The 24,474-nt window shown below is 64.9% G+C and carries 26 protein-coding genes and 1 tRNA gene; 13 read left to right on the forward strand and 14 right to left on the reverse strand.

Features of this window, described 5'->3' with window-relative positions:
* Positions 1-2: 2 nt before the first annotated feature.
* From AOT87_RS01415 to AOT87_RS01440, 6 genes are read right to left on the reverse strand one after another with little or no spacing between them, the layout of a single operon-like run.
* On the reverse strand, positions 3-788 hold the full coding sequence (locus tag AOT87_RS01415) for an enoyl-CoA hydratase family protein (protein ID WP_030094519.1): 786 nt from the start codon (positions 786-788) through the stop codon (positions 3-5).
* A 12-nt stretch (positions 789-800) separates the two neighbouring features.
* Positions 801-1,970: an acyl-CoA dehydrogenase family protein gene (locus AOT87_RS01420; protein WP_057968661.1), complete on the reverse strand. Its 1,170-nt coding sequence runs from the start codon at positions 1,968-1,970 to the stop codon at positions 801-803.
* Positions 1,967-3,976 carry a biotin carboxylase N-terminal domain-containing protein gene (locus AOT87_RS01425; protein ID WP_057968660.1) on the reverse strand — a complete coding sequence of 670 codons (2,010 nt, stop codon included), beginning with the start codon at positions 3,974-3,976 and terminating at the stop codon, positions 1,967-1,969. The genes AOT87_RS01420 and AOT87_RS01425 overlap by 4 nt, the downstream gene beginning before the upstream one ends.
* A gap of 13 nt (positions 3,977-3,989) precedes the next feature.
* A complete protein-coding gene (locus AOT87_RS01430; RefSeq protein ID WP_057963769.1) occupies positions 3,990-5,585 on the reverse strand; it encodes a carboxyl transferase domain-containing protein in 1,596 nt (531 codons plus the stop codon).
* Positions 5,582-6,730, reverse strand: a complete 1,149-nt coding sequence (locus AOT87_RS01435) for an acyl-CoA dehydrogenase family protein (protein ID WP_057968659.1) — start codon at positions 6,728-6,730, stop codon at positions 5,582-5,584. The genes AOT87_RS01430 and AOT87_RS01435 overlap by 4 nt, the downstream gene beginning before the upstream one ends.
* Positions 6,730-8,448, reverse strand: a complete 1,719-nt coding sequence (locus AOT87_RS01440; RefSeq protein ID WP_044104193.1) for an acyclic terpene utilization AtuA family protein — start codon at positions 8,446-8,448, stop codon at positions 6,730-6,732. The genes AOT87_RS01435 and AOT87_RS01440 overlap by 1 nt, the downstream gene beginning before the upstream one ends.
* Positions 8,449-8,761: 313 nt before the next feature.
* Here AOT87_RS01440 and rpmF point away from each other — a divergent pair, with 313 nt between their 5' ends.
* The 8 genes from rpmF to AOT87_RS01475 all read left to right on the forward strand — a co-directional run bounded on the left by rpmF (position 8,762) and on the right by AOT87_RS01475 (position 15,491).
* A complete protein-coding gene (gene rpmF / locus AOT87_RS01445; protein WP_005063395.1) occupies positions 8,762-8,935 on the forward strand; it encodes a 50S ribosomal protein L32 in 174 nt (57 codons plus the stop codon).
* A gap of 67 nt (positions 8,936-9,002) precedes the next feature.
* Positions 9,003-9,689: a response regulator transcription factor gene (locus AOT87_RS01450; RefSeq protein ID WP_030094525.1), complete on the forward strand. Its 687-nt coding sequence runs from the start codon at positions 9,003-9,005 to the stop codon at positions 9,687-9,689.
* 20 nt (positions 9,690-9,709) lie between these two features.
* On the forward strand, positions 9,710-11,245 hold the full coding sequence (locus AOT87_RS01455; RefSeq protein WP_057968658.1) for a HAMP domain-containing sensor histidine kinase: 1,536 nt from the start codon (positions 9,710-9,712) through the stop codon (positions 11,243-11,245).
* 41 nt (positions 11,246-11,286) lie between these two features.
* Entirely contained in the window at positions 11,287-12,588 is a 1,302-nt protein-coding gene (locus AOT87_RS01460; RefSeq protein WP_046252736.1) for a trypsin-like peptidase domain-containing protein, read from the forward strand.
* A 5-nt stretch (positions 12,589-12,593) separates the two neighbouring features.
* Positions 12,594-13,121, forward strand: coding sequence for a molybdenum cofactor synthesis domain-containing protein (locus AOT87_RS01465; protein WP_225422036.1), 528 nt, complete (start codon positions 12,594-12,596; stop codon positions 13,119-13,121).
* Between the two features lie 4 nt (positions 13,122-13,125).
* A complete protein-coding gene (locus tag AOT87_RS29165; RefSeq protein WP_075874230.1) occupies positions 13,126-13,329 on the forward strand; it encodes a hypothetical protein in 204 nt (67 codons plus the stop codon).
* A 303-nt stretch (positions 13,330-13,632) separates the two neighbouring features.
* Positions 13,633-14,304 (forward strand): MspA family porin, encoded by a 672-nt coding sequence (locus AOT87_RS01470; RefSeq protein WP_030094529.1) that lies wholly within the window; start codon positions 13,633-13,635, stop codon positions 14,302-14,304.
* Positions 14,305-14,861: 557 nt separating this feature from the next.
* Positions 14,862-15,491, forward strand: coding sequence for an MspA family porin (locus tag AOT87_RS01475; RefSeq protein ID WP_057968682.1), 630 nt, complete (start codon positions 14,862-14,864; stop codon positions 15,489-15,491).
* A 26-nt stretch (positions 15,492-15,517) separates the two neighbouring features.
* Here AOT87_RS01475 and mscL read toward each other — a convergent pair whose 3' ends face one another.
* From mscL to AOT87_RS01495, 4 genes are all read right to left on the reverse strand, one after another.
* Entirely contained in the window at positions 15,518-15,913 is a 396-nt protein-coding gene (mscL, locus tag AOT87_RS01480; RefSeq protein WP_030094531.1) for a large-conductance mechanosensitive channel protein MscL, read from the reverse strand.
* Between the two features lie 9 nt (positions 15,914-15,922).
* Positions 15,923-16,597 carry an SAF domain-containing protein gene (locus tag AOT87_RS01485; protein ID WP_057968657.1) on the reverse strand — a complete coding sequence of 225 codons (675 nt, stop codon included), beginning with the start codon at positions 16,595-16,597 and terminating at the stop codon, positions 15,923-15,925.
* A 64-nt stretch (positions 16,598-16,661) separates the two neighbouring features.
* A complete protein-coding gene (locus tag AOT87_RS01490) occupies positions 16,662-16,988 on the reverse strand; it encodes an FmdB family zinc ribbon protein (protein WP_057968656.1) in 327 nt (108 codons plus the stop codon).
* Positions 16,989-17,078: 90 nt separating this feature from the next.
* Positions 17,079-17,678, reverse strand: a complete 600-nt coding sequence (locus AOT87_RS01495; protein WP_337251422.1) for a 5-formyltetrahydrofolate cyclo-ligase — start codon at positions 17,676-17,678, stop codon at positions 17,079-17,081.
* A 59-nt stretch (positions 17,679-17,737) separates the two neighbouring features.
* Between AOT87_RS01495 and AOT87_RS01500 the strand changes: the two genes are divergently transcribed.
* From AOT87_RS01500 to AOT87_RS01510, 3 genes are read left to right on the forward strand one after another with little or no spacing between them, the layout of a single operon-like run.
* Positions 17,738-18,667: a UTP--glucose-1-phosphate uridylyltransferase gene (locus AOT87_RS01500; protein ID WP_030094535.1), complete on the forward strand. Its 930-nt coding sequence runs from the start codon at positions 17,738-17,740 to the stop codon at positions 18,665-18,667.
* Between the two features lie 23 nt (positions 18,668-18,690).
* Positions 18,691-19,995 carry a gephyrin-like molybdotransferase Glp gene (gene glp, locus AOT87_RS01505; RefSeq protein WP_057968654.1) on the forward strand — a complete coding sequence of 435 codons (1,305 nt, stop codon included), beginning with the start codon at positions 18,691-18,693 and terminating at the stop codon, positions 19,993-19,995.
* 28 nt (positions 19,996-20,023) lie between these two features.
* Positions 20,024-20,677 carry a GNAT family protein gene (locus AOT87_RS01510; RefSeq protein WP_044104202.1) on the forward strand — a complete coding sequence of 218 codons (654 nt, stop codon included), beginning with the start codon at positions 20,024-20,026 and terminating at the stop codon, positions 20,675-20,677.
* A gap of 24 nt (positions 20,678-20,701) precedes the next feature.
* Here AOT87_RS01510 and AOT87_RS01515 read toward each other — a convergent pair whose 3' ends face one another.
* Entirely contained in the window at positions 20,702-21,595 is an 894-nt protein-coding gene (locus AOT87_RS01515; protein WP_057968681.1) for a DUF559 domain-containing protein, read from the reverse strand.
* Between the two features lie 272 nt (positions 21,596-21,867).
* On the opposite strand from AOT87_RS01515, the gene glpR reads away from it, so the two are divergent.
* Positions 21,868-22,869: a gephyrin-like molybdotransferase receptor GlpR gene (gene glpR / locus AOT87_RS01520; protein WP_030094539.1), complete on the forward strand. Its 1,002-nt coding sequence runs from the start codon at positions 21,868-21,870 to the stop codon at positions 22,867-22,869.
* 84 nt (positions 22,870-22,953) lie between these two features.
* Positions 22,954-23,029, forward strand: a tRNA-Ala gene (locus tag AOT87_RS01525).
* 30 nt (positions 23,030-23,059) lie between these two features.
* On the opposite strand, the gene AOT87_RS01530 is transcribed toward AOT87_RS01525, so the two are convergent.
* The 3 genes from AOT87_RS01530 to AOT87_RS01540 are packed head-to-tail and all read right to left on the reverse strand — an operon-like array spanning position 23,060 to position 24,388.
* Complete coding sequence (locus AOT87_RS01530; RefSeq protein ID WP_030094540.1) at positions 23,060-23,284, reverse strand: hypothetical protein; 225 nt, start codon at positions 23,282-23,284, stop codon at positions 23,060-23,062.
* Positions 23,285-23,340: 56 nt separating this feature from the next.
* Positions 23,341-23,616: a hypothetical protein gene (locus AOT87_RS01535; protein WP_057968653.1), complete on the reverse strand. Its 276-nt coding sequence runs from the start codon at positions 23,614-23,616 to the stop codon at positions 23,341-23,343.
* A gap of 16 nt (positions 23,617-23,632) precedes the next feature.
* Positions 23,633-24,388 carry a helix-turn-helix transcriptional regulator gene (locus AOT87_RS01540; protein WP_057968652.1) on the reverse strand — a complete coding sequence of 252 codons (756 nt, stop codon included), beginning with the start codon at positions 24,386-24,388 and terminating at the stop codon, positions 23,633-23,635.
* Positions 24,389-24,474: the final 86 nt, after the last annotated feature.

Here is a 24,474-nt window from a genome sequence, read left to right on the forward strand (position 1 = left end):
GTTCACACTTGCCAGGCGGGAGGACGCTTTTGGAGGAACGACAACATGCCCTCCTGCGCCTCCGGCGAGACGAACAGACGCGCCGACGTTTCCGTCAACTCGACTGCACGAGCATCGAAATCGGCGAGGATCGGCGCGGTGGTGAGCTTCTTGGACTCCGCCAGCCCCTGGGGCGAACCGAGCGCGATGTCATCGACCAATGACGTCACTGCCGCCTCGACTGCTTCGGAGCTGTCGACGGACTTGGTCACCAACCCGATTTCCGCGGCCACCCGTGCGTCGAACTTCTCGCCGGTGACGAAGTAGCGCGCGGCAGCGCGGCCGGTGAGGCGCGGCAGCAGTGTCAGCGAGATGATCGACGGCGCCACGCCGATGCGCGCCTCGGTCAGTGCGAAGGTGCTGTCGGGTCCTGCCACCGCGATATCGGCGGCACCGACGAGGCCGAAGCCGCCGGCTCGCACATGGCCGTTGACGGCGATGACGACCGGTAGCGGCAGCTCCAGGATGTCGCGCAACAATGCGGTGAGTTGGCCCGCCCGATCCTTGGCGACATCCTGGGGATCGGATGATGCCGCTGAGCTCTCCGACAGATCGGCGCCCGCGCAGAACGTGTTGCCAGTATGGGTGAGCACCACGGCGCGCACCGTTTTGTCGGCGGCGGCGCGCTGCAGCCCCTCTCGTAATTGCCGCACCAAGCCGCTGGACAACGCGTTGCGGTTATGCGGTGAGTCGAGCGTCAGACGGGCGGCGCGACCGTCCACCTCGTACTGGACGAGAGTGTCACTCATGGGGTGTCTCCTTTAGTACGAGCGGGGCAGGCCGAGCGATGTCTGCGCGACGAAGTTGAGGATCATCTCCCGGCTCACCGGGGCAATACGCCCGAAACGCGACAGGTTCAACAGTGGCGCCACGGCGTACTCTGAGGTCAATCCGTTGCCGCCCAAGGACTGCACGGCCCGGTCGGCGGCCCTACAGGCCACGTCCGCCGCGGCGTACTTGGCCATGTTGGCCGCCTCCGCTGCGCCCCAGTCGTCGCCGCAGTCGTAGAGCGTAGCGGCCTTCTGCATCATGAGCTTGGCCATTTCCAGCTCGACCTTGATCTCGGCGAGCGGGTGCGCAATGGCCTGGTGTGCGCCGATCGGCGTCTTCCACACCTGGCGCGTCTTGACGTAATCGGTGGCCTTTCCCAGGGCAAGGCGGGTGAGGCCAACCCCGCTGGCGGCGCCCATGATTCGCTCGGGATTCAAACCGGCGAACAGCTGCATCAGTGCGGCATCCTCGGATCCGACGAGCGCATTACCCGGCACGCGCACATCGTCTATGAAGACCTGGAACTGCCGTTCCGGGAGCGTGAGCTCCATATCGATAGGTGTGTACTCGAAACCCTTGGTGTCGGTGGGCACCACGAACAGCGCCGGCTTGAGCTTGCCGGTCTTGGCCTCCTCGGTGCGTGCCACCACCAACACGGCGTTGGCCTGGTCGACGCCGGAGATGTAAACCTTGCGCCCGTTGAGAATCCAGTCGCCGCCGTCGCGCTTGGCGGTGGTGATGATGTTGTGGGAGTTCGAGCCGGCGTCGGGTTCGGTAATGGCGAACGCCATCGTGAAGGTGCCGTCGGCCATCGCGGGCAGCCAGTTCTTCTTCTGCTCATCGGTGCCGTAGCGGGCGATGATCGTGGCGTTGATGGCGGGGGAGACGACCATCATCAGCAGCGGACACCCGGCCGCCGACAGTTCCTCGAAGACGAGCCCAAGCTCGTACATGCCGGCGCCGCCGCCGCCGTACTCCTCCGGAATGTTCACTCCCAGGAAGCCGAGCTTTCCTGCCTCATCCCACAGCTCGTTCAGATGTGCGTGGGTCTTGGACTTCTCCAGGTAGTACTCGTGGCCGTAGCTGCCGGCGAGCGCGGCCACCGCCTGGCGCAGCGCCTTGCGCTCTTCGGACTCTACGTACGGATTGGTCTGCGTCATGTGGGCTCTCCTTCGGTGTTGGCCTCCGCGGCCAACTGGGCTAGTACGGTGCCGAGTTCGACCTGTTGTCCCGGTTCGACATTGAGGATCTCTAGAACGCCGTCAGCGGGGGCGACGATGGTGTGCTCCATCTTCATGGCCTCCAGCCAGACAATGGGTGTACCCGCGGTGACGGTGTCTCCCACCGCGGCACCCACCCGCAGCACCACTCCCGGCATCGGCGCGATGAGCGAGCCCGCCGCCACCTCGGTGCTGGGGTCGGTGAATCGGGGCACCACGGCCAGTGCCACCGGACGGAGCGGGGAGTCGACGTCCACAGTTGCCCCGTAGAAGGACACGTCGAATCCACGCCGGACGCCGTCAATGACGAGTGCCACGTGATCCGGTGTCGCCGAGACCAAGTCAATGGATGGCCAGTCGCCATCCAGCTCCAGGCCGGACCGGGTCAGGCGATACCGCACCGAGATGACGCTCTCGCCGACCGCGAATTCCTTGGTCTGGAAGCCGGACGCCAGATTGCGCCAGCCGCTTGGAAGGGCCGCGCAGGCTACCGCCGAGGCCCGGTTCGCGGCCGCGTCGGCAAGTGCCGCGGCAAGCGCCGAGTACTGGTGCGCCGCCTCATCAGCCAGCGGTTTGGCAAGGATGTCCAGGCCGTGCTTGTTCAGGAATGACGTGTCGGTGTCACCGGCGAGGAACGCGGGGTGACGCAACACGTTGACCAACAGATCACGGTTGGTGGTCAGCCCGTGTATCCGCGCGCGTTCCAGCGTCGAGGCCAGCAGCCGGGCGGCCTCGGTGCGCGTCGGCGCCACCGTGATGACCTTCGCAAGCATCGGGTCGTAGTGCACCGACACCACGCTGCCGTCGACAATGGTCGAGTCCAAGCGGATCCCGTTGCGCCCCGGATGTCCAGGCAGCTGGAATTCCGCACTGGCCCCAGGTATGTCGAAGCGCCGCACGGTGCCGCTTTGCGGTTGCCACTCGGCGGCCGGATTCTCCGCATACAGCCGCGCCTCGATCGAATGACCGTGGATCGCAGGAGGTTCCGGATCGAGCCGTCCGCCTTCGGACACCTGAATCTGCAACAGCACCAAGTCCAGACCGGTGGTGCACTCGGTCACCGGGTGCTCCACCTGCAGGCGGGTGTTCATCTCGAGGAAGAAGAACTCGCCGTCTTCGGTGGCCAGGAATTCCATGGTGCCCGCGCCCACATAACCGATTGTCGCCGCGGCGGTACGTGACGCCTCGAAGAGCCGCTCGCGCATGCCGTCGATTCGGGTCACCAAGGGCGAGGGTGCTTCCTCGATGACCTTCTGGTGACGGCGCTGGATGGAGCACTCGCGCTCACCCACGGCCCACACCGTGCCGTGGCTGTCGGCCATCACCTGTACTTCGATGTGCCGGCCGGTGCCCAGGTAGCGCTCGCAGAAGACCGTCGGGTCCCCGAATGCGGATTGGGCTTCCCGTTGTGCGGCAGCGATTTCAGCGGGAAGTTTGTCGAGATCTGACACGATCCGCATACCACGGCCACCGCCACCGGCGGAGGCCTTGACGAGCACCGGAAGCTGATCGGCGGTGACGGTGTCGGGGTCGAGCTGGCCCAGCACCGGCACGCCGGCGGCTTCCATGAGTTTCTTGGACTCGATCTTCGAGCCCATCGACTCGATTGCCGTGACCGGCGGGCCGATCCAGGTAAGGCCGGCTTCCGCCACCGCGCGAGCGAAATCGGCATTCTCGGAGAGGAATCCGTAACCGGGGTGGATTGCGTCGGCGCCGGTGGCCTTGGCCGCGGCGATGATGAGCTCACCGCGCAGGTAGGTCTCTGCGCTGGAGGTGCCGGGTAGGTGCACCGCGGCATCGGCCTCGGACACATGTGGGCTGTCGGCGTCGGCGTCCGAATAGACGGCGACAGTTCCGAGCCCAAGCTTGCGGCAGGTGGCGAAGACGCGGCGGGCGATCTCGCCGCGGTTGGCGACCAGAACAGAGGTGATCGAAGGCGCAGTCATATGTTCCAAACCCTCACATCCGGAAGACGCCGAAGTTCGACGTCCCCTCGATCGGTCCATTGGCAATGGCGGACAGGCACATACCGAGCACCGCTCGGGTATCGCGGGGGTCGATGACCCCGTCGTCATACAGGCGTCCGGACATGAACATGGGCAGCGACTCTGCCTCGATCTGTGCCTCGATGGCAGCCCGCATGGCGGCGTCCGCGTCCTCGTTGACGGCCTGGCCGCGTGCCGCCGCGGCGGCACGGCTCACGATGGAGATGACGCCGGCCAACTGGGTGCCGCCCATGACCGCGGATTTCGCGCTGGGCCAGGCGAACAGGAACCGGGGATCGTAAGCGCGGCCGCACATGCCGTAATGCCCTGCGCCATAGGAGGCCCCGACGATCAGGGACAGATGCGGCACCGTCGAGTTCGACACGGCGTTGATCATCATCGACCCGTGTTTGATCATGCCGCCCTCTTCGTACTCCTTACCCACCATGTATCCGGTGGTGTTGTGTACGAAGAGAAGTGGCGTGTTGGTCTGGTTGGCCAGCTGGATGAACTGAGTGGCCTTCTGCGCTTCCTCGCTGAACAGCACGCCGCGCGCATTGGCGAGGATGCCGATCGGGTACCCGTGCAGCCGGGCCCAGCCGGTGACCAATGAGGAGCCGTATTGCTCCTTGAACTCGTCGAACTCCGAACCGTCGACGATCCGCGCGATGACCTCACGCGGATCGAACGGGATGCGCAGGTCCCCGGGGACGATGCCGAGTAGCTCCTCCTGGTCTGCGATGGGTTCGATCACCGCCGCGGGCTTGGGGCCCTTCTTGACCCAATTCAGGCGCGCGACGATCTGCCGACCGAGCCGTACGGCGTCCTGTTCATCGGCTGCCAGGTAGTCGCCCAAACCGGAAACGCGGGAGTGCATTTCGGCGCCGCCGAGCGATTCATCGTCGGACTCCTCGCCGGTCGCCATCTTGACCAGCGGCGGACCCGCCAGGAACACCTTGGAGCGTTCCTTGATCATCACGACATGGTCCGACATACCGGGAATGTAGGCGCCACCGGCGGTCGAGTTGCCGAACACCAGAGCGATCGTCGGGATGCCCGCGGCCGAGAGCCGAGTGAGGTCGCGGAACATCTGTCCGCCGGGAACGAATACTTCCTTCTGTGTGGGCAGGTCCGCACCACCGGATTCCACCAGTGAGATCACGGGCAAGCGATTCTTGAAGGCAATATCGTTGGCCCGCAGCACCTTACGCAGTGTCCAGGGGTTGCTGGTACCACCCTTGACGGTGGGGTCGTTGGCCACGATCATGCACTCGACACCCTCGACCACGCCGATGCCGGTGACCAGCGAGGCCCCGACGGTGAAGTCGCTGCCCCAGGCCGCGAGCGGACACAGCTCCAGGAACGGGGAGTCGGGGTCAATGAGCAGCTCGATGCGCTCACGTGCCAGCAGCTTGCCGCGTTCGTGATGGCGGGCAACGTATTTGTCGCCGCCACCGGCGAGTGCCTTCGCGGTTTCGGCGTTGACCTCGGCCAGCTTGGTCGCCATGGCCGCTGCCGCGTCGACGTATTCGGGAGAGCTGGTGTTGACGGCGGTACGCAGGATTGTCACGACTGGAACCCCAGGAGCTTGGCCGCCAGGGAAGTGAGGATTTCGGTAGTGCCGCCACCGATTCCGATGATGCGCATGTCGCGGTACTGCCGTTCGATCTCGCTCTCGGTCATATAGCCCATGCCTCCGAACAATTGGACGCCTTGGTTGGCCACCCACTCGCCGGCTTCGACGGCGGTGTTCTTGGCGAAACAGACTTCGGCGATGAGGTTGGTTTCACCGGCAATCGCGCGGTCGACCAGCGCGTGGGTGTACACCCGCGCCACATCGACGCGGCGGGCCATCTCCGCGAGGGTGTTCTGCACAGATTGACGGGAGATGAGGGGGCGCCCGAAGGTCTCCCTGTTCCTGCACCATTCCACGGTCAGGTCCAGGCAGCGTTGCGCACTCGAATATGCCTGGGCGGCAAGGCCGATTCGCTCGGATACGAAGGCGCCGGCGATCTGCGCGAAGCCGGTGTTTTCGCCACCCACCAGGTTCTCGGCGGGTACCCGCACATCGGTGAAGGACAACTCGGCGGTATCCGAAGAGCGCCAGCCCATCTTGTCGAGCTTGCGGGCGACCTCGAACCCCGGGGTGTCCTTGTCGATCAGCAGCAGCGAGACTCCGGCCGCCCCCGGTCCGCCGGTGCGGACCGCGGTCACCACGTAGTCGGCGCGCACGCCGGAGGTGATGAAGGTCTTGGCGCCGTTGACGATGTAGTGATCCCCGTCCTTCTTGGCCGAGGTGGTCAGATGCCCGACATCGGACCCACCGCCGGGTTCGGTGATGGCCAGCGATCCGATGAGATCACCGGCCAGGGTGGGCTTGACGTAGTTGTCGATGAGGCGCTGATCGCCGGAGGCGATGATGTGCGGTGTGGAGATGCCGCAGGTGAACAGGGAAGCGAACACGCCGCCGGGCACACCGGCATAGTGCAGTTCCTCGCACACGATCACCGGGTCGATGGCATCTCCGCCGCCACCGCCGACCTCCTCGGGCGCACCCGGACCGAGCAGACCCAGATCGCCGGCCTTGCGGTGCAATTCACGAGGAAGCAGGCCGTCACGTTCCCATTCGTTGACATGCGGCAGGATCTCGCGCTCGGCGAAGTCACGTACGGTCTCCCGAAGCGCCTTGCGCTCCGGGGTGTTCCACTGGGCCACTAGATTGTCTCCTTCAGAAGGGATTCGGGGACGTCGATCTCACGGGAACGCAGCCATTCGCCAATTCCCTTGGCCTGTGGGTCAAACCGGGCCTGATAGGCCACACCCTTGCCGAGAATGTCCTGGATGACGAAGTTCACGGCCCGCAGCTTGGGCAACAGGTAGCGCGCCACCTCCAACTGCTCGGTTTCCGGCAGCAGCTCACGCAGCGCGTCGATGGTCAGGGCGTGCGCAAGCCAGCGGTATTCCTCATCGGTGCGCACCCAGACGCCGACGTTGGCGCTGCCGCCCTTGTCGCCGCTGCGAGCACCCGCGAGGGTTCCCAGTGGGATTCGGCGTACCGGCCCGGCCGGAAGCGGTTCGGGCAGCGCCGCTGCCGGGGCGTCGGCGAGGGGCAGTGTCTGGGAGGCCTGTGCGATATCGATACGCGAGCCATCGGCCAGCACAGCCACATGCGGAACCTTCTCCGCGGGGACGTATCCCGGAGTGAACACGCCGTACGGTTCACCGTCCTTGGGAGGCGTGGTGACGTGGAAGCCGGGGTAACTCGCCAGGGCCAGCTCCACCGCAGCGTTGGAGAACTGCCGCCCCACCTTGTTCGGGTCGGAGTCGCGCACCATCACGTGCAGCAGGGCGCTGGCAGCCTGTTCGGTGTCGGCATTCGGATGATCGGTGCGGCCCAGCGTCCATTGGATGTCCTGCGGGGCCCCCGCGGGGGAAGACAGGGCGGACTCCAACTGCTTGCGGGTCAGATCCGCCTTGGCGTCGATATCGAGTCCGGTGAGCACGAACGTCATCTGATTGCGGAAGCCACCCAAGGCGTTCAGCGACACCTTCAGGTCCGGTGGTGGTGCCTCGCCCGTCACGCCGGAGACCCGCACCCGGTCGGGGCCCTCCTGGGTCAGCTCGATGCTGTCGATCCGGGTAGTGACATCAGGGTTGGCGTACCGCGCCCCGGTGATCTCATAGAGCAGCTGTGCGGTGACGGTGCCCACGCTGACCGCGCCGCCGGTACCCGTGTGCTTCGTGATGACAGACGAACCGTCCTCATGTACCTCGGCCAATGGGAACCCGGCACGCGAAAGGTCGGGGATCTCGGTGAAGAAGGCGTAGTTGCCTCCGGTGGCCTGGGTGCCGCACTCGATGATGTGCCCGGCCGCGACCGCACCGGCGAGCTTGTCGTAGTCGTCGCGGCGCCACCCGAAGTGTGCGGCGGCGGGGCCGACGATCACGGAGGCGTCGGTGACCCGGCCGGTGACCACGATGTCGGCCCCGGAATTGAGGCATTCCACGATGCCCCAGGCGCCGAGATAGGCATTGGCAGTGAGCGGTGACCCCAGTCCGAGCTCTGCGGCACGGGGCAGGAGATCGTCGCCCTCGACATGTGCGACATTGGCCGCGATTCCCAGTTTTTCCGCGAGTGCGCGGATGGCCTCCGCCAGACCCGCGGGGTTCAGACCGCCGGCGTTGGCGACGATCTTCACGCCCTTGTCCTGGGCCAGGCCCAGGCACTGCTCGAGCTGACGCAGGAACGTCTTGGCGTAGCCGCGTTCGGGGGCCTTGGCGCGGTCGCGCCCGAGGATGAGCATCGTCAGTTCGGCCAGATAGTCGCCGGTCAGATAGTCGAGTTCACCGCCGGTGAGCATCTCGTGCATGGCCGATATTCGGTCACCGTAAAAGCCTGAACAGTTCCCAATTCGTACCGGCGCAGTGGTCACGGTGGTCCTCTCGAGGTCGGCATCGACTGCTCGTGCGCTGCCAAATTACCCCACGCACTAAAACGTCAATCTAGCGGTCCAACCAAGTGGTTGGCCGAGCAAAGGTGATGGCGTCGACACGCCGTCTTATGGTGAGGAAATGCGATACGAATCCGCCGCGATACGGCGTGTCGGCGCGGATTGATCCGAGCAAATTTGCAGCTCACGTCCGCCACCGGCTATCGTGTGGTGATTGTCGCTCGCTGCGCCCGACATGTTGGCGCGGCGCGGGCGAATGACACAGAAACCTGAGAAATAAGGAGAGGGCGCGACCATGGCCGTCCCCAAGCGGAGAATGTCCCGCTCGAACACCCGTAGCCGGCGCTCGCAGTGGAAGGCCACTGCCACTGAGCTGGTCAATGTCACTGTCGGCGGACAGAACCACAAGGTTCCCCGTCGCCTGCTCAAGGCTGCCCGCCTCGGGCTCATCGATCTCGACCGTCGCTGAACGACGCGAGACCTGATTCTCAGGCTTCCTCAGTAATATCTCAGCCGCACGGTTAACACTGGTACCTGTGCGAATTCTTGTAGTCGATGATGACCGCGCTGTGCGCGAGTCGTTGAGACGGTCTTTGTCCTTCAATGGGTACTCGGTGGATCTGGCCGAGGACGGCGTCGATGCGCTGAATGTCATCGCGGCCGACCGGCCTGATGCGCTGGTGCTCGACGTGATGATGCCCAAGCTCGACGGACTCGAGGTATGCCGTCGCCTGCGCAGCACCGGAGATGATCTGCCGATCCTGGTGCTCACCGCACGAGACTCGGTCTCCGAGCGCGTGGCGGGTCTGGATGCGGGCGCGGATGATTACCTCCCCAAGCCTTTCGCGCTTGAGGAACTCTTGGCCCGGATGCGGGCGCTGCTGCGCCGGACCACTGTCGACGAATCGGCAGACGCTGCCACGCTGAGCTTCGGTGATCTCACGCTCGACCCCGTTACCCGCGAGGTGTACCGGGGCACTCGGTCGATCAGCCTGACCCGTACCGAATTCGCGCTGCTGGAAATGCTCATGACGAACCCCCGGCGGGTGCTCACGCGCAGCCGCATCCTCGAAGAGGTGTGGGGATTCGACTTTCCGACGTCCGGTAATGCACTTGAGGTGTATGTCGGTTATCTGCGGCGCAAGACCGAAGCCGAGGGGGAGCTCAGGCTCATCCACACCGTTCGCGGTGTCGGCTACGTGCTGCGGGAGACCCCTCCGTAATCCCTATGGCGACACTACGGATGCGCAGACCGACGTCTGCACTGTTCTCTCCACTACGGGCAACCAGCTCATCGGTATCGCTGCGCTGGCGCGTGATGCTGCTTGCGATGTCGATGGTGGCGATGGTCGTGGTGCTGATGGCCGTGGCTTCATACCTGTTGGTGTCCACGGCGTTGTATCGCGATGTCGACAAGCAGCTCAACGATCGTGCCAACCTGCTTATCGGCAGTGGGTTGCTGTCGGTGGACCCACGTCGCGCCATCGAAGGGACCGCGTACTCCGCCGATGTCAACGCCAAGCTGATCTTTCCGGGGCTCATCACGTTCTCGGCGACACAGCAGGGACAGATCATTCCCTATGGCGCTCCCGAGCAGGCGGTGACCCGCGGCGAGCTGGAGCAGTCGCTGCGCACCGTCAATCATCAACGCGTGCTTGCACTTAGGCTCGACAATGGCAGCACGCTGATCATGGCGAAATCGCTCGACCCCACCGATACCGTGCTACGCCGACTGGGCTGGGTGTTGCTGATTGTCGGCGGCGTGGGCGTGGCGGTAGCGGCAGCCGCTGGAGCCGTGGTGGCCGGCACCGGGTTGCGGCCGGTGGCCAGGCTCACCGATGCCGCCGAACGCGTAGCCCGAACAGATGATCTGCGCCCCATTGCCGTCACCGGCAGCGACGAATTGGCGCGGCTCACAATCAGTTTCAACACCATGTTGCGGGCCCTGGCTGAGTCCCGAGACCGCCAGGCACGTCTGGTGACCGACGCGGGTCACGAGCTGCGCACGCCGCTGACCTCGTTGCGCACCAATACCGAGCTACTGATGGCCGCCATGCAACCGGGCGCCCCCCGCCTACCCGACGAGGAAATGGAAGCGCTGCAACTCGATGTGATCGCCCAGATCGAGGAATTGTCCACCTTGGTAGGCGATTTGGTCGATCTGGCGCGTGGTGACGGTGCCGACATCGTGCATGAGCCGGTAGACCTGGTCGAGGTGGTCGAGGGCACTTTGGAACGAGTCCGCCGCCGCCGCAATGACATCGAATTCGACGTCGTCATGCAGCCGTGGCAGGTCTACGGAGACGCGGCAGGACTTTCGCGCGCGGTTCTCAATCTGCTCGACAACGCGGCGAAGTGGAGCCCATCGGGTACCACGGTGTCGGTGCGGTTGGCCCAGGTGGACGCGGCGCACGCCGAGCTGGTGATCTCCGATCGTGGGCCCGGGATTCCGCCCGCCGAACGGGATCTGGTCTTCGAACGGTTCTACCGGGCCACCCCGGCCCGGGGAATGCCGGGATCGGGTTTGGGGTTGGCCATCGTGAAGCAAGTTGTGCTCAAACATGGTGGCGCGATCAAGGTCGAGGAGACGGAACCCGGTGCGGTGGTCGACGGCAGTCCGGCCCCGGGTACGTCGATGCACGTGCTCCTTCCGGGCCGTCCCGGACCCATCGGGCACCCCGACGGGGGTGGCGCCGCCGGGCGCCGGAAGTCTGCGCCAAACGCGAGGGAGATCTCAGTGGATTCTCAGTCCGCTCCGGCAGCGTGGCACCCGAGCTAGTCGATCGTGAACGCCTATGAAGGACGGGTGAGGAAGTACCTATGACCAACGACCCCCACGGCAATTGGGCCTACCGGCCGTCCGGTCACTACTCCGGGCAACAAGCGCCGACGCATCATGCGCAGTCCGGCCACCACTATCAGGGCCAGGCATACGGATACTCGCCGCAGCAGCCGCCGAATCAGCAGCGTCCCCCTCAGCCGCAGAATCAAGCGCCCCGGGGGAAGCGCAGCGGTGGGCTCGTGGTGGGTGCGACCGTCCTGGCCCTGGTCTCCGGTGGGCTGGGCGGAACCGTGGGTGCCGTCGTCGCCGACCGCCAACACAAGGCGCCCGTCGTCACCAGCGGCAGCACCGGCTTGACGCCTATCGCTCCGGGCCGTCAGCCTGCCGCGCAACAGGTGTCCGCGCTGCCCGCGGGATCGGTGGAACAGGTTGCGGCCAAGGTGCTTCCGAGTGTCGTCAAGCTCGAAACGATCATGGGTCGTTCGAGTGAAGAGGGATCAGGGGTCATCCTCTCGGCCGACGGTTTGGTGCTTACCAACGCGCACGTCGTTCAGGCGGCGGGCGAACCCGGCGCCAAGACCACCGCCACCATCGCGGGCGGCAAGAACTCGCCCTTCACCGTGGTGGGGATCGATCCCGCCACCGACATCGCCGTGATCCGGATCACCGGCGCTTCGGGCCTGACGCCCGTCGCACTCGGCTCGTCCGCGAATCTTGTTGTGGGGCAGTCGGTTGTCGCGATCGGTTCTCCGTTGGGTCTGGACGGCACGGTGACCACAGGCATCGTCAGCTCGCTGAACCGCCCCGTATTCACCGCGGGACAGGCAGGTAACCAGGACACCGTGCTGGACGCCATCCAGACCGATGCCGCGATCAACCCGGGTAACTCCGGTGGTGCGCTGGTCAACCTGAACGGCGAGCTGGTGGGCATCAACTCCGCCATCGCGACCATGGGTGGAGATTCCAGCGGCGAGACACAAGGTGGATCCATCGGCCTGGGCTTTGCGATTCCGGTCGACCAAGCCAAGCGGGTCGCCGATCAACTGATCGCCAACGGCCACGCCACCCACGCTTCCCTGGGAGTTCGGGTTGGCAATGAGAAGGAGATCCAGGGCGCCAAGATCGTCGAGGTGGTTGCCGGTGGTGCCGCCGAGAAGGCCGGAGTGCCCAACGGGTCGGTCGTCACGAAGGTGGACAACCGCCCGGTGAACAGCGCCGACGGACTTGTAGCCGCAGTGCGTTCCAAGGCGCCGGGCGACAAGGTGACCCTGACGTACACCGATGGCAACGGCGGCCCGGAGAAGACCGTGGATGTGACATTGGGTGAGGTCGCCCGATGACTCAGATGTCCCTGCGAGCCGTTACGGTTGCTTCCATGACAGAGCTTGAGGTGCTACCGGTGGGGCGATCTCTGGTCGTCATCGTCAACGACAGAACGGCCCACGGCGACCAGGACACCAGTGGTCCGCTGGTCACTGAGCTGCTCTCGGAGGCCGGGATTGTGGTCGACGGTGTGGTGGCGGTCGAGGGAGACCTGACCGAGATTCAGAACGCGGTCAACACCGCGGTCATCGGCGGTGTGGATCTCGTGGTGACCGTGGGTGGCACCGGCGTCACCCCGCGTGATGTCACCCCTGAGGCCACTCAGCCGCTGCTCGACCGCGAGCTGCTCGGGATCGCTGAGGCCATCCGGTCGTCGGGGCTTGCGGCGGGTGTCACCGAGGCTGGTCTGTCACGCGGCGTGGCGGGTATTTCGGGAAGCACCCTGGTGGTCAACATTGCGGGAACGCGTGCTGCGGTGCGCGATGGAATGGCCACGGTGACACCGATGGCGATTCAGATCATCGAGCAGCTATCGAGTCTGGAGATTTGATCGGGTGCCGACCCCCGAGGGCCCTGATTGTGACCTTCGCCACAAAAGTGGCGAAGGGGGAACAAGGGTCAGCAATGCGGACATCGACAGGATCTTCGGCCAGGCGATGCCGTCTTTGGGTCCAGATGAACGCGATGTGAACGATTCGCGCGGCGTGCACGAAAGTGATCGGTGGTTGCGCGATAACGTGCCGCCCCATCACGGCTAAGGAATTCCCGCATATCGAACGCGTAAATCTGGCAGGTCGCGAAGTCGGGATACCCATTCGGGGTGTCGGTTCCCCCGTAGTACCGGGGCGTTTCCCAGCAAATTGCTCGTTCACCCAATTGTTAACCCGGGGATGTCTTGGGTTCGGCTAACTTCGGCTTCACATACGTGCCAGGAGTTGGGTGACTCCACCGCGAACAGAACTCGCGTTCAGATTGCCGCGTGGTCACCGTGCCGATATCGTCCTTCTGTCCGTCGCTTAGGAATTTCTCATGTTCGCCATGAGTGGACTGATAGGAACAGAATGAAGCTGTTGAGCAAGGTATCGGGCTGGGCCCGCCACGGTCTGTTGGCGGTTGGCGCCCTAGTCATGACTCTTGTTGCTCTCTTTGCGACGGCGGCGACGGCGCATGCGGGTTTGGATGATGAGCTGACGCTGGTTGATGGCAAGGGTCGGACGCTGCGGATTCAGCAGTGGGACACGTTCTTGAATGGTGTGTTTCCGCTCGACCGCAACCGCCTCACCCGTGAGTGGTTTCATTCGGGCCGTGCGGTCTATGAGGTGACTGGCCCTGGAGCCGATGCGTTCGAGGGCACCTTGGAGCTGGGTTATCAGGTGGGTTACCCCTGGTCGCTGGGTGTGGGGTTGAACTTCAACTACACGACCCCCAATACCTCGATTCTTTACGGTATTCCGAACGCCTTCGGTGGAAATCCGGAAGCCTCCTACATTCAGACCACCAACCTGTTGCCTTCGGCGGGTATCAATGTTGACTTGGGCAACGGCCCCGGCATCCAGGAAGTGGCGACGTTCTCTGTGGCGATCGCGGGCCCCAAGGGTGCCGTTGCGGTATCGAACGCTCACGGCACGGTGACCGGTGCGGCCGGTGGTGTGCTGCTGCGTCCCTACGCCCGGTTGATCAGTAGCGCCGGTGACAGTGTCACCACCTACGGCGAAACCTGGGACATGAAGTAGCGGGACTTCGCTGACGTCTGGGCACCGGGCGTTTTCACGCAAGAATTCTTCGCGCAGGATGGGCGGCCTTACCTAGGTCGAGGTCGTCATCGTGCGGTCAAGGGAGTTCCGAGACGAGGCGGGGTGCCCCTGCCGCTCCAGGGGATGGCTGCGCTTGGCGGCTGACTTCTCCCTTTCGGGTCGCGCGGTGCAGCGGTGTGACCGGGCGGGGGTGCTGCTGCGTCCTCATGCCCGGCATTGACTCCGCGGATGACGGTGTCGCCACTCGGGGCGAAACCTGGGGCATGAAGTAATTGCCATTACTCAATAGGCGCGTCGCGGCAGGATGCTGCGCAGTTAAGAACGGCGCGTAATCACAGAATCTGTGCATCGGCTGTGAGTTAGCTTGCCGGAAACATTCGGGAAACTCGTAGGGATGATTTGGCCGTTACGTTTGGCCCGCTTGGGCAACAATGTGGTCCGGGCGAAATAGGCATTGTCCAGGCGTGTATCCGCCCGAGTATTGAGGGAGCTAAATGAGAACAGGTGGCATCTGGCAGGTCATGCACAACACCCTCATGCGATTGATACTCGCGGTGGCTGGCGTGGTGGGACTGGCAGTTATCGGGACGGCGACGGCGCATGCGGGTTTGGACGATGAGCTGACGCTGGTTGATGGCAAGGGTCGGATGCTGCGGATTCAGCAGTGGGACACGTTCTTGAATGGTGTGTTTCCGTTGGACCGCAACCGCCTGACCCGTGAGTGGTTTCATTCGGGCCGCGCCGCGTATGAGGTGACGGGCGACGGTTCTGACGCGTTCGAGGGCACCCTGGAGCTGGGTTATCAGGTGGGTTACCCCTGGTCGCTGGGTGTGGGGCTGAACTTCAACTACACCACCCCCAATACCTCGATTCTTTACGGTATTCCGAACGCGTTCGGTGGCACTCCGGAAGCGTCATACGTTCAGACCACGAACCTGCTGCCCTCGGCGGGTATCAACGTTGACCTGGGCAACGGCCCCGGTATCCAGGAAGTGGCGACGTTCTCGGTGGCGATCGCCGGCCCCAAGGGTGCCGTTGCGGTCAGCAATGCGCATGGCACGGTGACCGGTGCGGCCGGTGGTGTGCTGCTGCGTCCCTACGCCCGGTTGATCAGTAGCGCCGGTGACAGTGTCACCACCTACGGCGAAACCTGGGACATGAAGTAATTGCCCTGGCGGGCCGGGCAGAAGAGTTAGGACGTCTTCTTCTGCTCGGCCAGCAGGTCGCGGATCTCGACGAGCAATTCGGCCTCGGTTTGAGCGGCAGGCTCTTCACCCGACTTGGCCAACCGCTCCTTGATCGTGTTGTACGGCAACACCACCAGGAAGTAGACGACCGCCGCGATCAGGATGAAGTTGATGGTGGCGGTGATCAGGACGTTGAAGTCCAGATATTGGCCGCCGCCGATCCCCACCTTGAGCGCAGGGTGATCCGAATCGGGGCCGGTGCCTATCCGATTGATCAGCGGCTGGATGACGGCGTCGCTGAACTTGGTGACCAACGCGGTGAAGGCCGCGCCGATGACCACAGCGACCGCGAGGTCAATGACGTTGCCGCGCAGCAGAAAATCTCTGAATCCCTTGAGCATGGTCTGACACTAACGCAAGGTCAGCGTTATCGCTTGGACTAACGCGGTTGCGGCGACACGATTTGCCTGCTGCGGCGGCAATGCGACCATTACCACCCGCTGCGTCCCAACGCCTTTGGTTGAGGGTTTCGGCGACACCAGCACCACCACGGCGCCGGTGGCCAGCACGGCGGGTTCGGGTGGCGCGGTATCCGGTGCGCCGGGTCCACGATCGGCCACAGTAAGGATGTCGACGATATCTCCGGTGCGGATCATGTCGACGGTGGCGGCATCGCCCAGCGGCACCGGGACAATGCGCGCGTCCTTGCCGGCGGCCGACTCTGCCAATCGCGGGCCCAACACGCGTAAATCGGTCAGCATTTCCCCTCGGCGAACCGGCCCGGCGAGCGTCGCACCCACAATGGTTCCCGCATTGGTGCTGACCCCGTCCGGAAGGATTGTCGAGGAACGCTTTTCGAGTCGTACGTCATCGCCGGTGAGGATCGTGCCGGGATGCAGGTCATGGACGGCGACCATCACCTCGACACGATCGTTGGCCGGATCGGGGCGAAATGCCAGCACGGCCGCGAACAGCACCAGGATCGCCGCCGCGATTCGCCGGGCCAATGCTGAGCGTGCCCAATCGGGGCGGAGTGCCGCCGATACGCGCTGCAGCGCAGTGGGATCGAGAGGCGAGCGGGCCATGCCCTCACGCTAGGACGACGCGCAGCCCCACGTCAGCATGCAATGTGCCGCTGTGGATAACTCGTCAGCTGGCGGCAGCTGATGCGGTGGCGGTGGATGTCGAGCTGGAGGAACTCGAAGTGCTCGACGTCGATGAGCTACTCGCCGAGGACTCGGAGGACTTGGATTCACTCTTGCTGCCGGAATCGCCCTTCGCGGCGGCGTCCACGCTGCCCGAGCGGCTATCGGTGCGGTAGAAGCCGCTGCCCTTAAACACGATGCCCACCGAGTTGAACAGCTTGCGCAGCTTGCCCGAGCACTTCTGGCACACGGTCAGGGCATCGTCGGTGAACGCCTGGACGATGTCGAACTTGTCGCCGCAGTCGGCACACGCATAGGAATAGGTGGGCATGAGGGGTCCTCCAGGAACTGGCAAGCCATGAAACGCCACTAGCACTCTACCGTTTGGAGTGCTAGGTCCGCCACTGGGCAACCTGGGGATTCAGCCGAGTGTGACCAATCCGTCTGCCGTCAGCGCCTGGGTCACCGGTACATCGTGCGGACCGGCCGGAATGTCATCGAGTATCTCGCCGACATAGAGGGGTGCGATCAACGCCACCGAGGCTGCGGCGAACCTCAGTGATCGGTCATAAAAGCCTGCGCCACGGCCCAGCCGGTTTCCCCGCCTGTCTACCGCGAGTGCCGGGACGAATACCAGCTCGGCGTTGGCAAGGGCGGCGGGGCCGAACACCGGCGGCGCTGGTTCCCGCAGCCCGAAAGGTGCGTCCATGAGCTCGCCGGGTCGGTACTGACCCCAGCTCAGTGACGTTGGGGTCCCCATCGCGTCATGACGTGCGACGGGGAGCAGAACCTGGACACCGCGGGTGGCCAGGGCATCGAGCATTTCCACCGTCCCGGGCTCGGATCCCACCGGCAGGTAGGCGGCGACCACCGAGAGCCCGGAAGCCACGGCCGCGACATGCGCGGCGAGCGCGGCGTTCTGTTTTTCGCGATCGGTAGGCGACATCGCCCGTCGTGCCTGCACAATCTGTTGCCGCAGGACGTCCTTGATGTTCTCTGGGGTGTTCTGGGGAGAGCCGATTCCGTGACGGTACCGCCTTAACCACGCAATCCCGTGGTCAGTGGTTAGGGTGAGTGGCTATGACGGCCCCTGACGTGTCCATCCCGCGCACCGCCGTGGTGCCCGCCGCAGGTCTGGGCACCCGGTTTCTGCCGGCCACCAAGACTGTGCCCAAGGAACTACTCCCGGTGGTCGACACCCCGGGTATCGAGCTGGTGGCGGAGGAGGCGGCCGAGGCCGGTGCCGAACGCCTGGTGATCGTCACCTCGGAGGGCAAGGACGGCGTCGTCGCGCATTTCGTCGAGGACTTGGTGCTGGAGGGCACGCTCGAGGACCGCGGTAAGCACGCCATGCTTGAGAAGGTGCGCCGCGCACCCGGACTCATCAAGGTGCAATCGGTGGTCCAGGCCGAGCCGCTTGGCCTCGGGCATGCGGTGGGTTGTGTGGAGCCGGTCCTTGACGACGACGAAGACGCCGTTGCGGTGCTGCTGCCCGATGACCTGGTGTGGCCGCGGGGCGTATTGGAGACCATGGCCAAGGTGCGGGCCAAGCGCGGCGGCTCGGTGCTCTGCGCCATCGAGGTCAAGCCCGAGGAGATCAGTTCCTATGGTGCGTTCGACGTCGAGATCGTGCCCGATGCTGCCAACCCAAATGTGTTGCGCGTCAAGGGAATGGTCGAAAAGCCTAAGGCCGAGGACGCGCCGTCGAACTATGCCGCCGCCGGGCGGTATCTGCTGGATCGGGTGATCTTCGATGCGCTCAAGCGGATTCCACGGGGTGCGGGCGGCGAGCTACAGCTCACCGACGCCATCGCCTTGCTGATCGATGAGGGACATCCGGTGCATGTCGTCGTGCATCGCGGATCCCGACACGACCTGGGAAATCCTGGCGGCTATCTCAAGGCTGCTGTTGACTTTGCGTTGGACCGCGACGACTACGGTCCGGGCTTGCGGCAGTGGTTGGTCGAGCGGCTGGGTCTGGGACCTGCCACGCTGCCTGATTCCGAGTAACGCTCAAGTAGAGAAGGGCACCAGTGCGTTCGGTCGAGGAGCAGCAGGCCAAAGTGACGGCGGCTGCGGTTGCGCCGCGCCCGGTTCGGGTGGCGATCGCCGAGGCCCAGGGTTTGTTGTGCGCCGAGGAAGTGGTGACCGCTCGACCGCTACCCGGGTTTGACCAGGCCGCCATCGACGGATACGCCGTGCGCAGCGTGGATGTGCAGGCTGCCGGTGGTGTGGTGCGTGTGATCAGCCCGGGTGAAGGCGCCCCGGATGAGGAGGATGACCTCGAGGAATCCAGCGGCGAGATCGGAACGGTCGAGTTGCCCGTGGTCGGCACGGTGCGGGTAGGGGAGCGCACTCCCACCCGGCTGCAGCCCCGGCAGGCCGTGCGGGTGCAGACCGGTGCCCCGATGCCGACATTGGCCGATGCGGTGCTGCCGTTGCGTTGGTCCGAGGGTGGTGAGTCGCGGGTCAAGGTGCTGCGCGCGGTGCGTTCGGGTGACTACGTGCGGCGCGCCGGTGATGACGTGCAACCCGGTGATGTCGCGGTCCGTGCGGGCACGATCATCGGCGCCGCGCAGGTGGGGTTGTTGGCCGCGGTGGGGCGTGATCGGGTGCTGGTACATCCGCGTCCTCGGCTGTCGGTGATCAGTGTGGGTGGCGAGCTCGTCGACGTCGACCGCACGCCCGGCAACGGCCAGGTATATGACGTGAACTCTTATGCGCTGGCTGCCGCGGCCCGCGATGCCGGTGCCGATGTGAACCGGGTGGGCATCGTCAGCGCGGAGCCCGCCGCATTCCGCGAGGTGCTCGAGGGGCAGCTGAACCGGGCAGAGGTTGTCGTCGTCTCCGGCGCCGTCGGCGGTGCCGCCGCGGAGGGGATTCGTGAGGCGCTGTCGGCGCTGGGCGATATGGAGGTCGGGCGCATCGCGATGCATCCGGGTTCGGTGCAGGGCTTCGGTCAGCTGGGCCGCGACGCGGTGCCGACCTTCCTGTTGCCGGCGAACCCGGTGGGCGCCCTGGTGGTGTTCGAAGTGATGGTGCGGCCGCTGATCCGCCTGGCCCTGGGGCGCAGGCACGCGCAGCGCCGAATTGTCCAGGCGCGCACAGTTTCTCCTATTACCTCTATCGCCGGGCGCAAAGGTTTTCTGCGTGGCCAGCTGATGCGTGATCAGGACACCGGTGAGTATCTGGTGCAGATCCTGGGCGCGCCGGGTGCGTCCTCGCATCTTCTCGCCACGCTTGCGGAGGCCAATTGCCTCGTGATCGTGCCCGCCGAGGTGGAACAGGTTCGTACCGGGGAGATCGTCGAGGTCGCGTTCCTGGCGCAGCGCGGATGAACCGCTTGCGTGAAGACCGGAGGCCGCGGTGAGCGTCTGGCGTCAAGAGAGTGCACATCCCGGTTGGCCGATGCCGCTGGGAAAACTGCGCGTGCCCGCGGGAGTGGTGTCGGTGCGGCCCATCCGGTTGCGGGACGGGATGGCGTGGAGCCGGGCACGGCTGGCCGACCAGACACATCTCCAACCGTGGGAACCGTCCTCGGAGGTCGACTGGATGGCGCGCCACGGCGTGTCTTCCTGGCCCGCGTTGTGTTCGGGTCTGCGGGCCGAGGCGCGTAAGGGGCGGATGATTCCGTGCGCGATCGAGCTGAACGGGAATTTCGTCGGGCAGCTGACGATCGGCAATATCGCGCATGGTGCGCTGCGCTCGGCGTGGATCGGGTACTGGGTGGTCAGCACGGTTACCCGGCAAGGGGTGGCAACCGCAGCGCTCGCGCTGGGGCTCGATCACTGTTTCGGGCCGGTCACCCTGCACCGGGTGGAGGCGACGGTGCGGCCCGAGAACGGGGCCAGCCGCGCGGTGTTGTCCAAGGTCGGTTTCCGTGAGGAAGGGCTGCTCAAGCGGTATCTCGACGTCGACGGCGCCTGGCGTGACCATCTGTTGGTGGCGATGACGGTCGAGGAAGTGCGTGGATCGGTGGCCGCGATGCTGGTGCGATCCGGAAACGCCGCCTGGGCCTGAGCTCATTCCTGCTGAGTCTGCGTCTCACGACGCTTTCGGGGGGAAAACCGTCGTGAGACGCAGACTCGCCATCTGAAGTGCTTCGTCGACGCGGCTGACGATCGTGCCGGGGCGGTGCCGAAGCAGTTCTGAGGTCACCCGGATGATCGTCCAGCCTTCATCCGTGAGTGCTGCGGCACGGTCGATGTCCCGGGAACGTTGGCGTGGATCCGTCCAATGCTGCGCGCCGTCGAACTCGACTCCTACCTTCGCGTCCTCCCACCCCATGTCCACACGTGCCACGAAGTCACCGAATCTGTCGAGCACCCGTATCTGCGTCTGAGGTTTGGGGAATCCGCTGCGGACCAGGAGCAGGCGAGTGCGGGTTTCCTGTGGCGACTCGGCTCGTGCGTCGACGAGTTCAAGCACTTCGCGTAGGCGCACGACGCCGCGGACGCCGGGATGGCCGGCCAGCACCGCGTGAACCTCGGGGGTCGTCAGGCCGGTCGCGTTCATCAGGGCATCGATTCTCTCCACGGCGTGGCCGAGGGTCAGCCGCCGCCCGAGGTCGAACGCCGTACGTGCGGGCGTCGTGGCATTCGTGCCGTGGACCTCGGTGATTTCGTTGGCGAGTAACGAATCCTGGTGGACTGTTAATCCGGACGGTGTCCGGTAGTTGTCAAAGACGAGTTCAGCTGGTCGATCGCCGTCTATCCATTTCGCACCGTGTAGGGCAGATGCCGACAGTCCGGCGACAATGCCCTGGCGCCGCGACCAGTGCCAGGCCGCGACCGCTCGTTCGGTCGCCGAGAGCTGTGCATCTCTTGGCACGAATACGCCGGGGTACAGCTGCCGGTACAGCCGGCGCATCCGGCGTTCGGAGATCGCACCGGATGCGAGTACGTCGGCTGAGCGGAATGGCCACGGAATGTCCCCCATGGCGCGCAGCGTCCCACCGCGCTCCGACACCCCCGTAGCGAGTCTGCGTCTCGCGACGCTTTCGGGGGAAAAACCGTCGTGAGGCGCAGGCTCGCGAGATATTACTGAGACTGATGTGACTATTGGGGCCTGTGATGCTTGCCCCTGTAGAATTACAGGTGTGTAATTGGTATCGGCGCGCCTCATAACGTGCGCAGATCGCCAACCTAGCCTTGACCTGAGGCTTAAGGCGCAGAGGCACACCTGACGCGCACAGAAAGGAGCAGGCCGAAATGCCGAGCATCCCCCAATCGGTGTTGTGGATCGGACTGGTCGTGCTGTGGCTGTTCGTCCTGGTGCCGATGCTGATCAACAAGCGTGACGTGGTGAAGCGCACGAGCGACGTCGCCCTCGCCACCCGGGTTCTCAACGGGAAGGCCGCTAAGCTGCTGCGCCGCACCGGCCCTGCCGCCGGTCACCGTAGTGACCCCGACTTCCGTCGCGAGGACATCGACGAACTCGAAGACGAGGACGAAGACTCGACCGGCGTCATCGCCAGCGAGCCCACCGAACAAGACAAGGACGCCGCGCAGGCCGTCAAGGCCATGGCCGTGCGCAAGGTTCGTCCCGAAAAGATCGAGACCGACGAGCCTGTAGACGTCGACGTCATCGACGAGGATGCGACCGCATTGCCGGCGGGCGAGGCCGCGTTGTCCGACGACCTCGAGGATCTGGAAGAGGCGCCCGTCGCCGAAACCGATTCGCGCAGCTATGAGTACGAGTACGTGGACGACACCTCGGGTCTGGCGATCCCTGCCGAGCCGGCACGGGAACGGCACCAGGCTCCGCCGGTGTACAGCTCGTCGCGGCGCCGCCGATTCGACCCCGACGTCATGGCCAAGGAGAACGCACGCAAGTTCGCCTTCCGTAAGCGCGTGCTGATGGGCCTAGTCGCGGCAATGGTCATCGCCGGGGTAGTCGCGGCGACAGCGACCAGCACCGCGTGGTGGGCCTGCGGCGGTTTGGGTGTGGCGGCGGTGCTCTACCTGGGCTACCTGCGCCGTCAGACCCGCATCGAGGAGCAGCTGCGTCGTCGTCGCGCCGCGCGTTACCAGCGGGCGCGCGTGGTGGGCGTGGAGAACGTCGCGGACCGTGAGCTCGATGTGGTCCCGCAGCGGCTGCGCCGTCCTGGTGCCGCCGTCCTCGAAATCGATGACGAGGACCCGGTTTTCGAGCACCTGGATTACTACGACGAACCACGGCAGTACCGCATGCCGCACGCTGTCGGTCAGTAGGCCGGGGTCGACGCTCTTAGCTTTTTACGGCTCATCGCACGATTCGGTCTGACGCGGGACCGGCTGGTAAGGTCTTAGCGTCTTGGGGCTATAGCGCAGTTGGTAGCGCGTCTCGTTCGCATCGAGAAGGTCAGGGGTTCGATTCCCCTTAGCTCCACCAAGAAAAACCCCCGGCTTGCCCGGGGGATTTTCATTTCTGCGGTTCGCCAGGTGATTCGGGCTCTTCCGTGGGCTTCGCGGCGCGGCCCGGATTGCCGATACGGCGGTTGAGCGCATACACAGGAGCCGCCGCGCGAGCCACCAACGGCGGAATCGCCTGTCGTGCCCTGCGGGTATTGAAGAGACCGGCGTTCATGCCGATACCGATAAAGGTCATCGCCACGATCGCTGCTATCCCGACGAACGTTGTCGTCATACGCCCCACAGTATCGTCAAGCGCTGACCTGTGCGTCGAGGCTGTGGCGTGGGCCGTCAGGACCGCGAGAGGCGCCGGGCGCCAAGCCAGCCGATCCCGGCGACCGCCGCCGGCACCCCGAACACCGCCAGCAACACGGGTAGTTCTTCGGCGACGCCGTACCCGGCCTCAAACACACCCACCCCCATGTTGAACACGGCAACGCCGGCCCAGGCAACCAGGAAGTGCGTGAAGGCCGCCTGTATGCCGACCTTATTGGCCAGCGCACCGACGGCGAGAAACGCTAGTGCTGCGATAACTCCGACGATGATGATGATCGCGGTCCGGCTCATAGCTGTGAACTCTAGGTCATCGGATGCTGGACGGGGCAATGTCGAACGCGCGGGTGAAGGCGTAGGAGAACGCGGCGGGTGTGGCATAGCCGAGCCGCCCGGCAACCTGGGTCACCGACTGCCGCCGTAGCAGCGGAACCGCTGCGAGTAGTCGCGCCCGCACCCGCCACGCCGCCGGGCTCATCGCGACCTCATCGCGGAACCGGCGAGTCAGCGAGCGCTCGCTGGTGTTCAGCCGATGCGCCCATTGAGCATTGGAGACCGACACCTCCGGAGCATCGAGGTACTCGTGACAAAGCTGTGCCAGGTCGGGTGACCGCGGCACATCGACATGCAACGGCAGCGCGGTGAAGGATGCCAGTTCGTGCAGCAGGAGTGCGGTAAGTGCTCCGTCGCGCCCCGCAAGGTCGTAGTCGGCCGCCAGATCCGCTGCCGCGCCCAGTAGTTCGTGCATCAAGGGGCTGACGTCTACGACAACGCACGACGACGGCCACCACGGAATGGCCGACGGCTCGATGTAGAGGCTTCCGGTGCGTACCTCCAGCATCCGCACTCGGTGACGGGTGCCCGCGGGGATCATGACCGCGCGACGGCTGGGCACTGTCCAGGTTCCGTCGTCGGTGTCCACGATCATCGTCCCGATGGATCCGTAGAGGAACTGTGCGCGTCGGTGCTCATGCCAATCCAGCAGCTGCCCGTTGGTGTAGTCGGTGGCTATGGGCAGCACATCGCGGGGCAGATGGTCGACATCGGCGAGCGGTACGTTCCGCATCCCCACAGGGTATGGCTGAAATTCGAATGAATCGAGCTGGCATTCGATTGTCCGCAATCTCCCCGTCGGCTGGACTGGCCTCATGG

Origin of the sequence: Mycobacteroides sp. H003, from assembly GCF_001440135.1 — a bacterium.
Taxonomy (GTDB): Bacteria; Actinomycetota; Actinomycetes; order Mycobacteriales; family Mycobacteriaceae; genus Mycobacterium; species Mycobacterium gwanakae.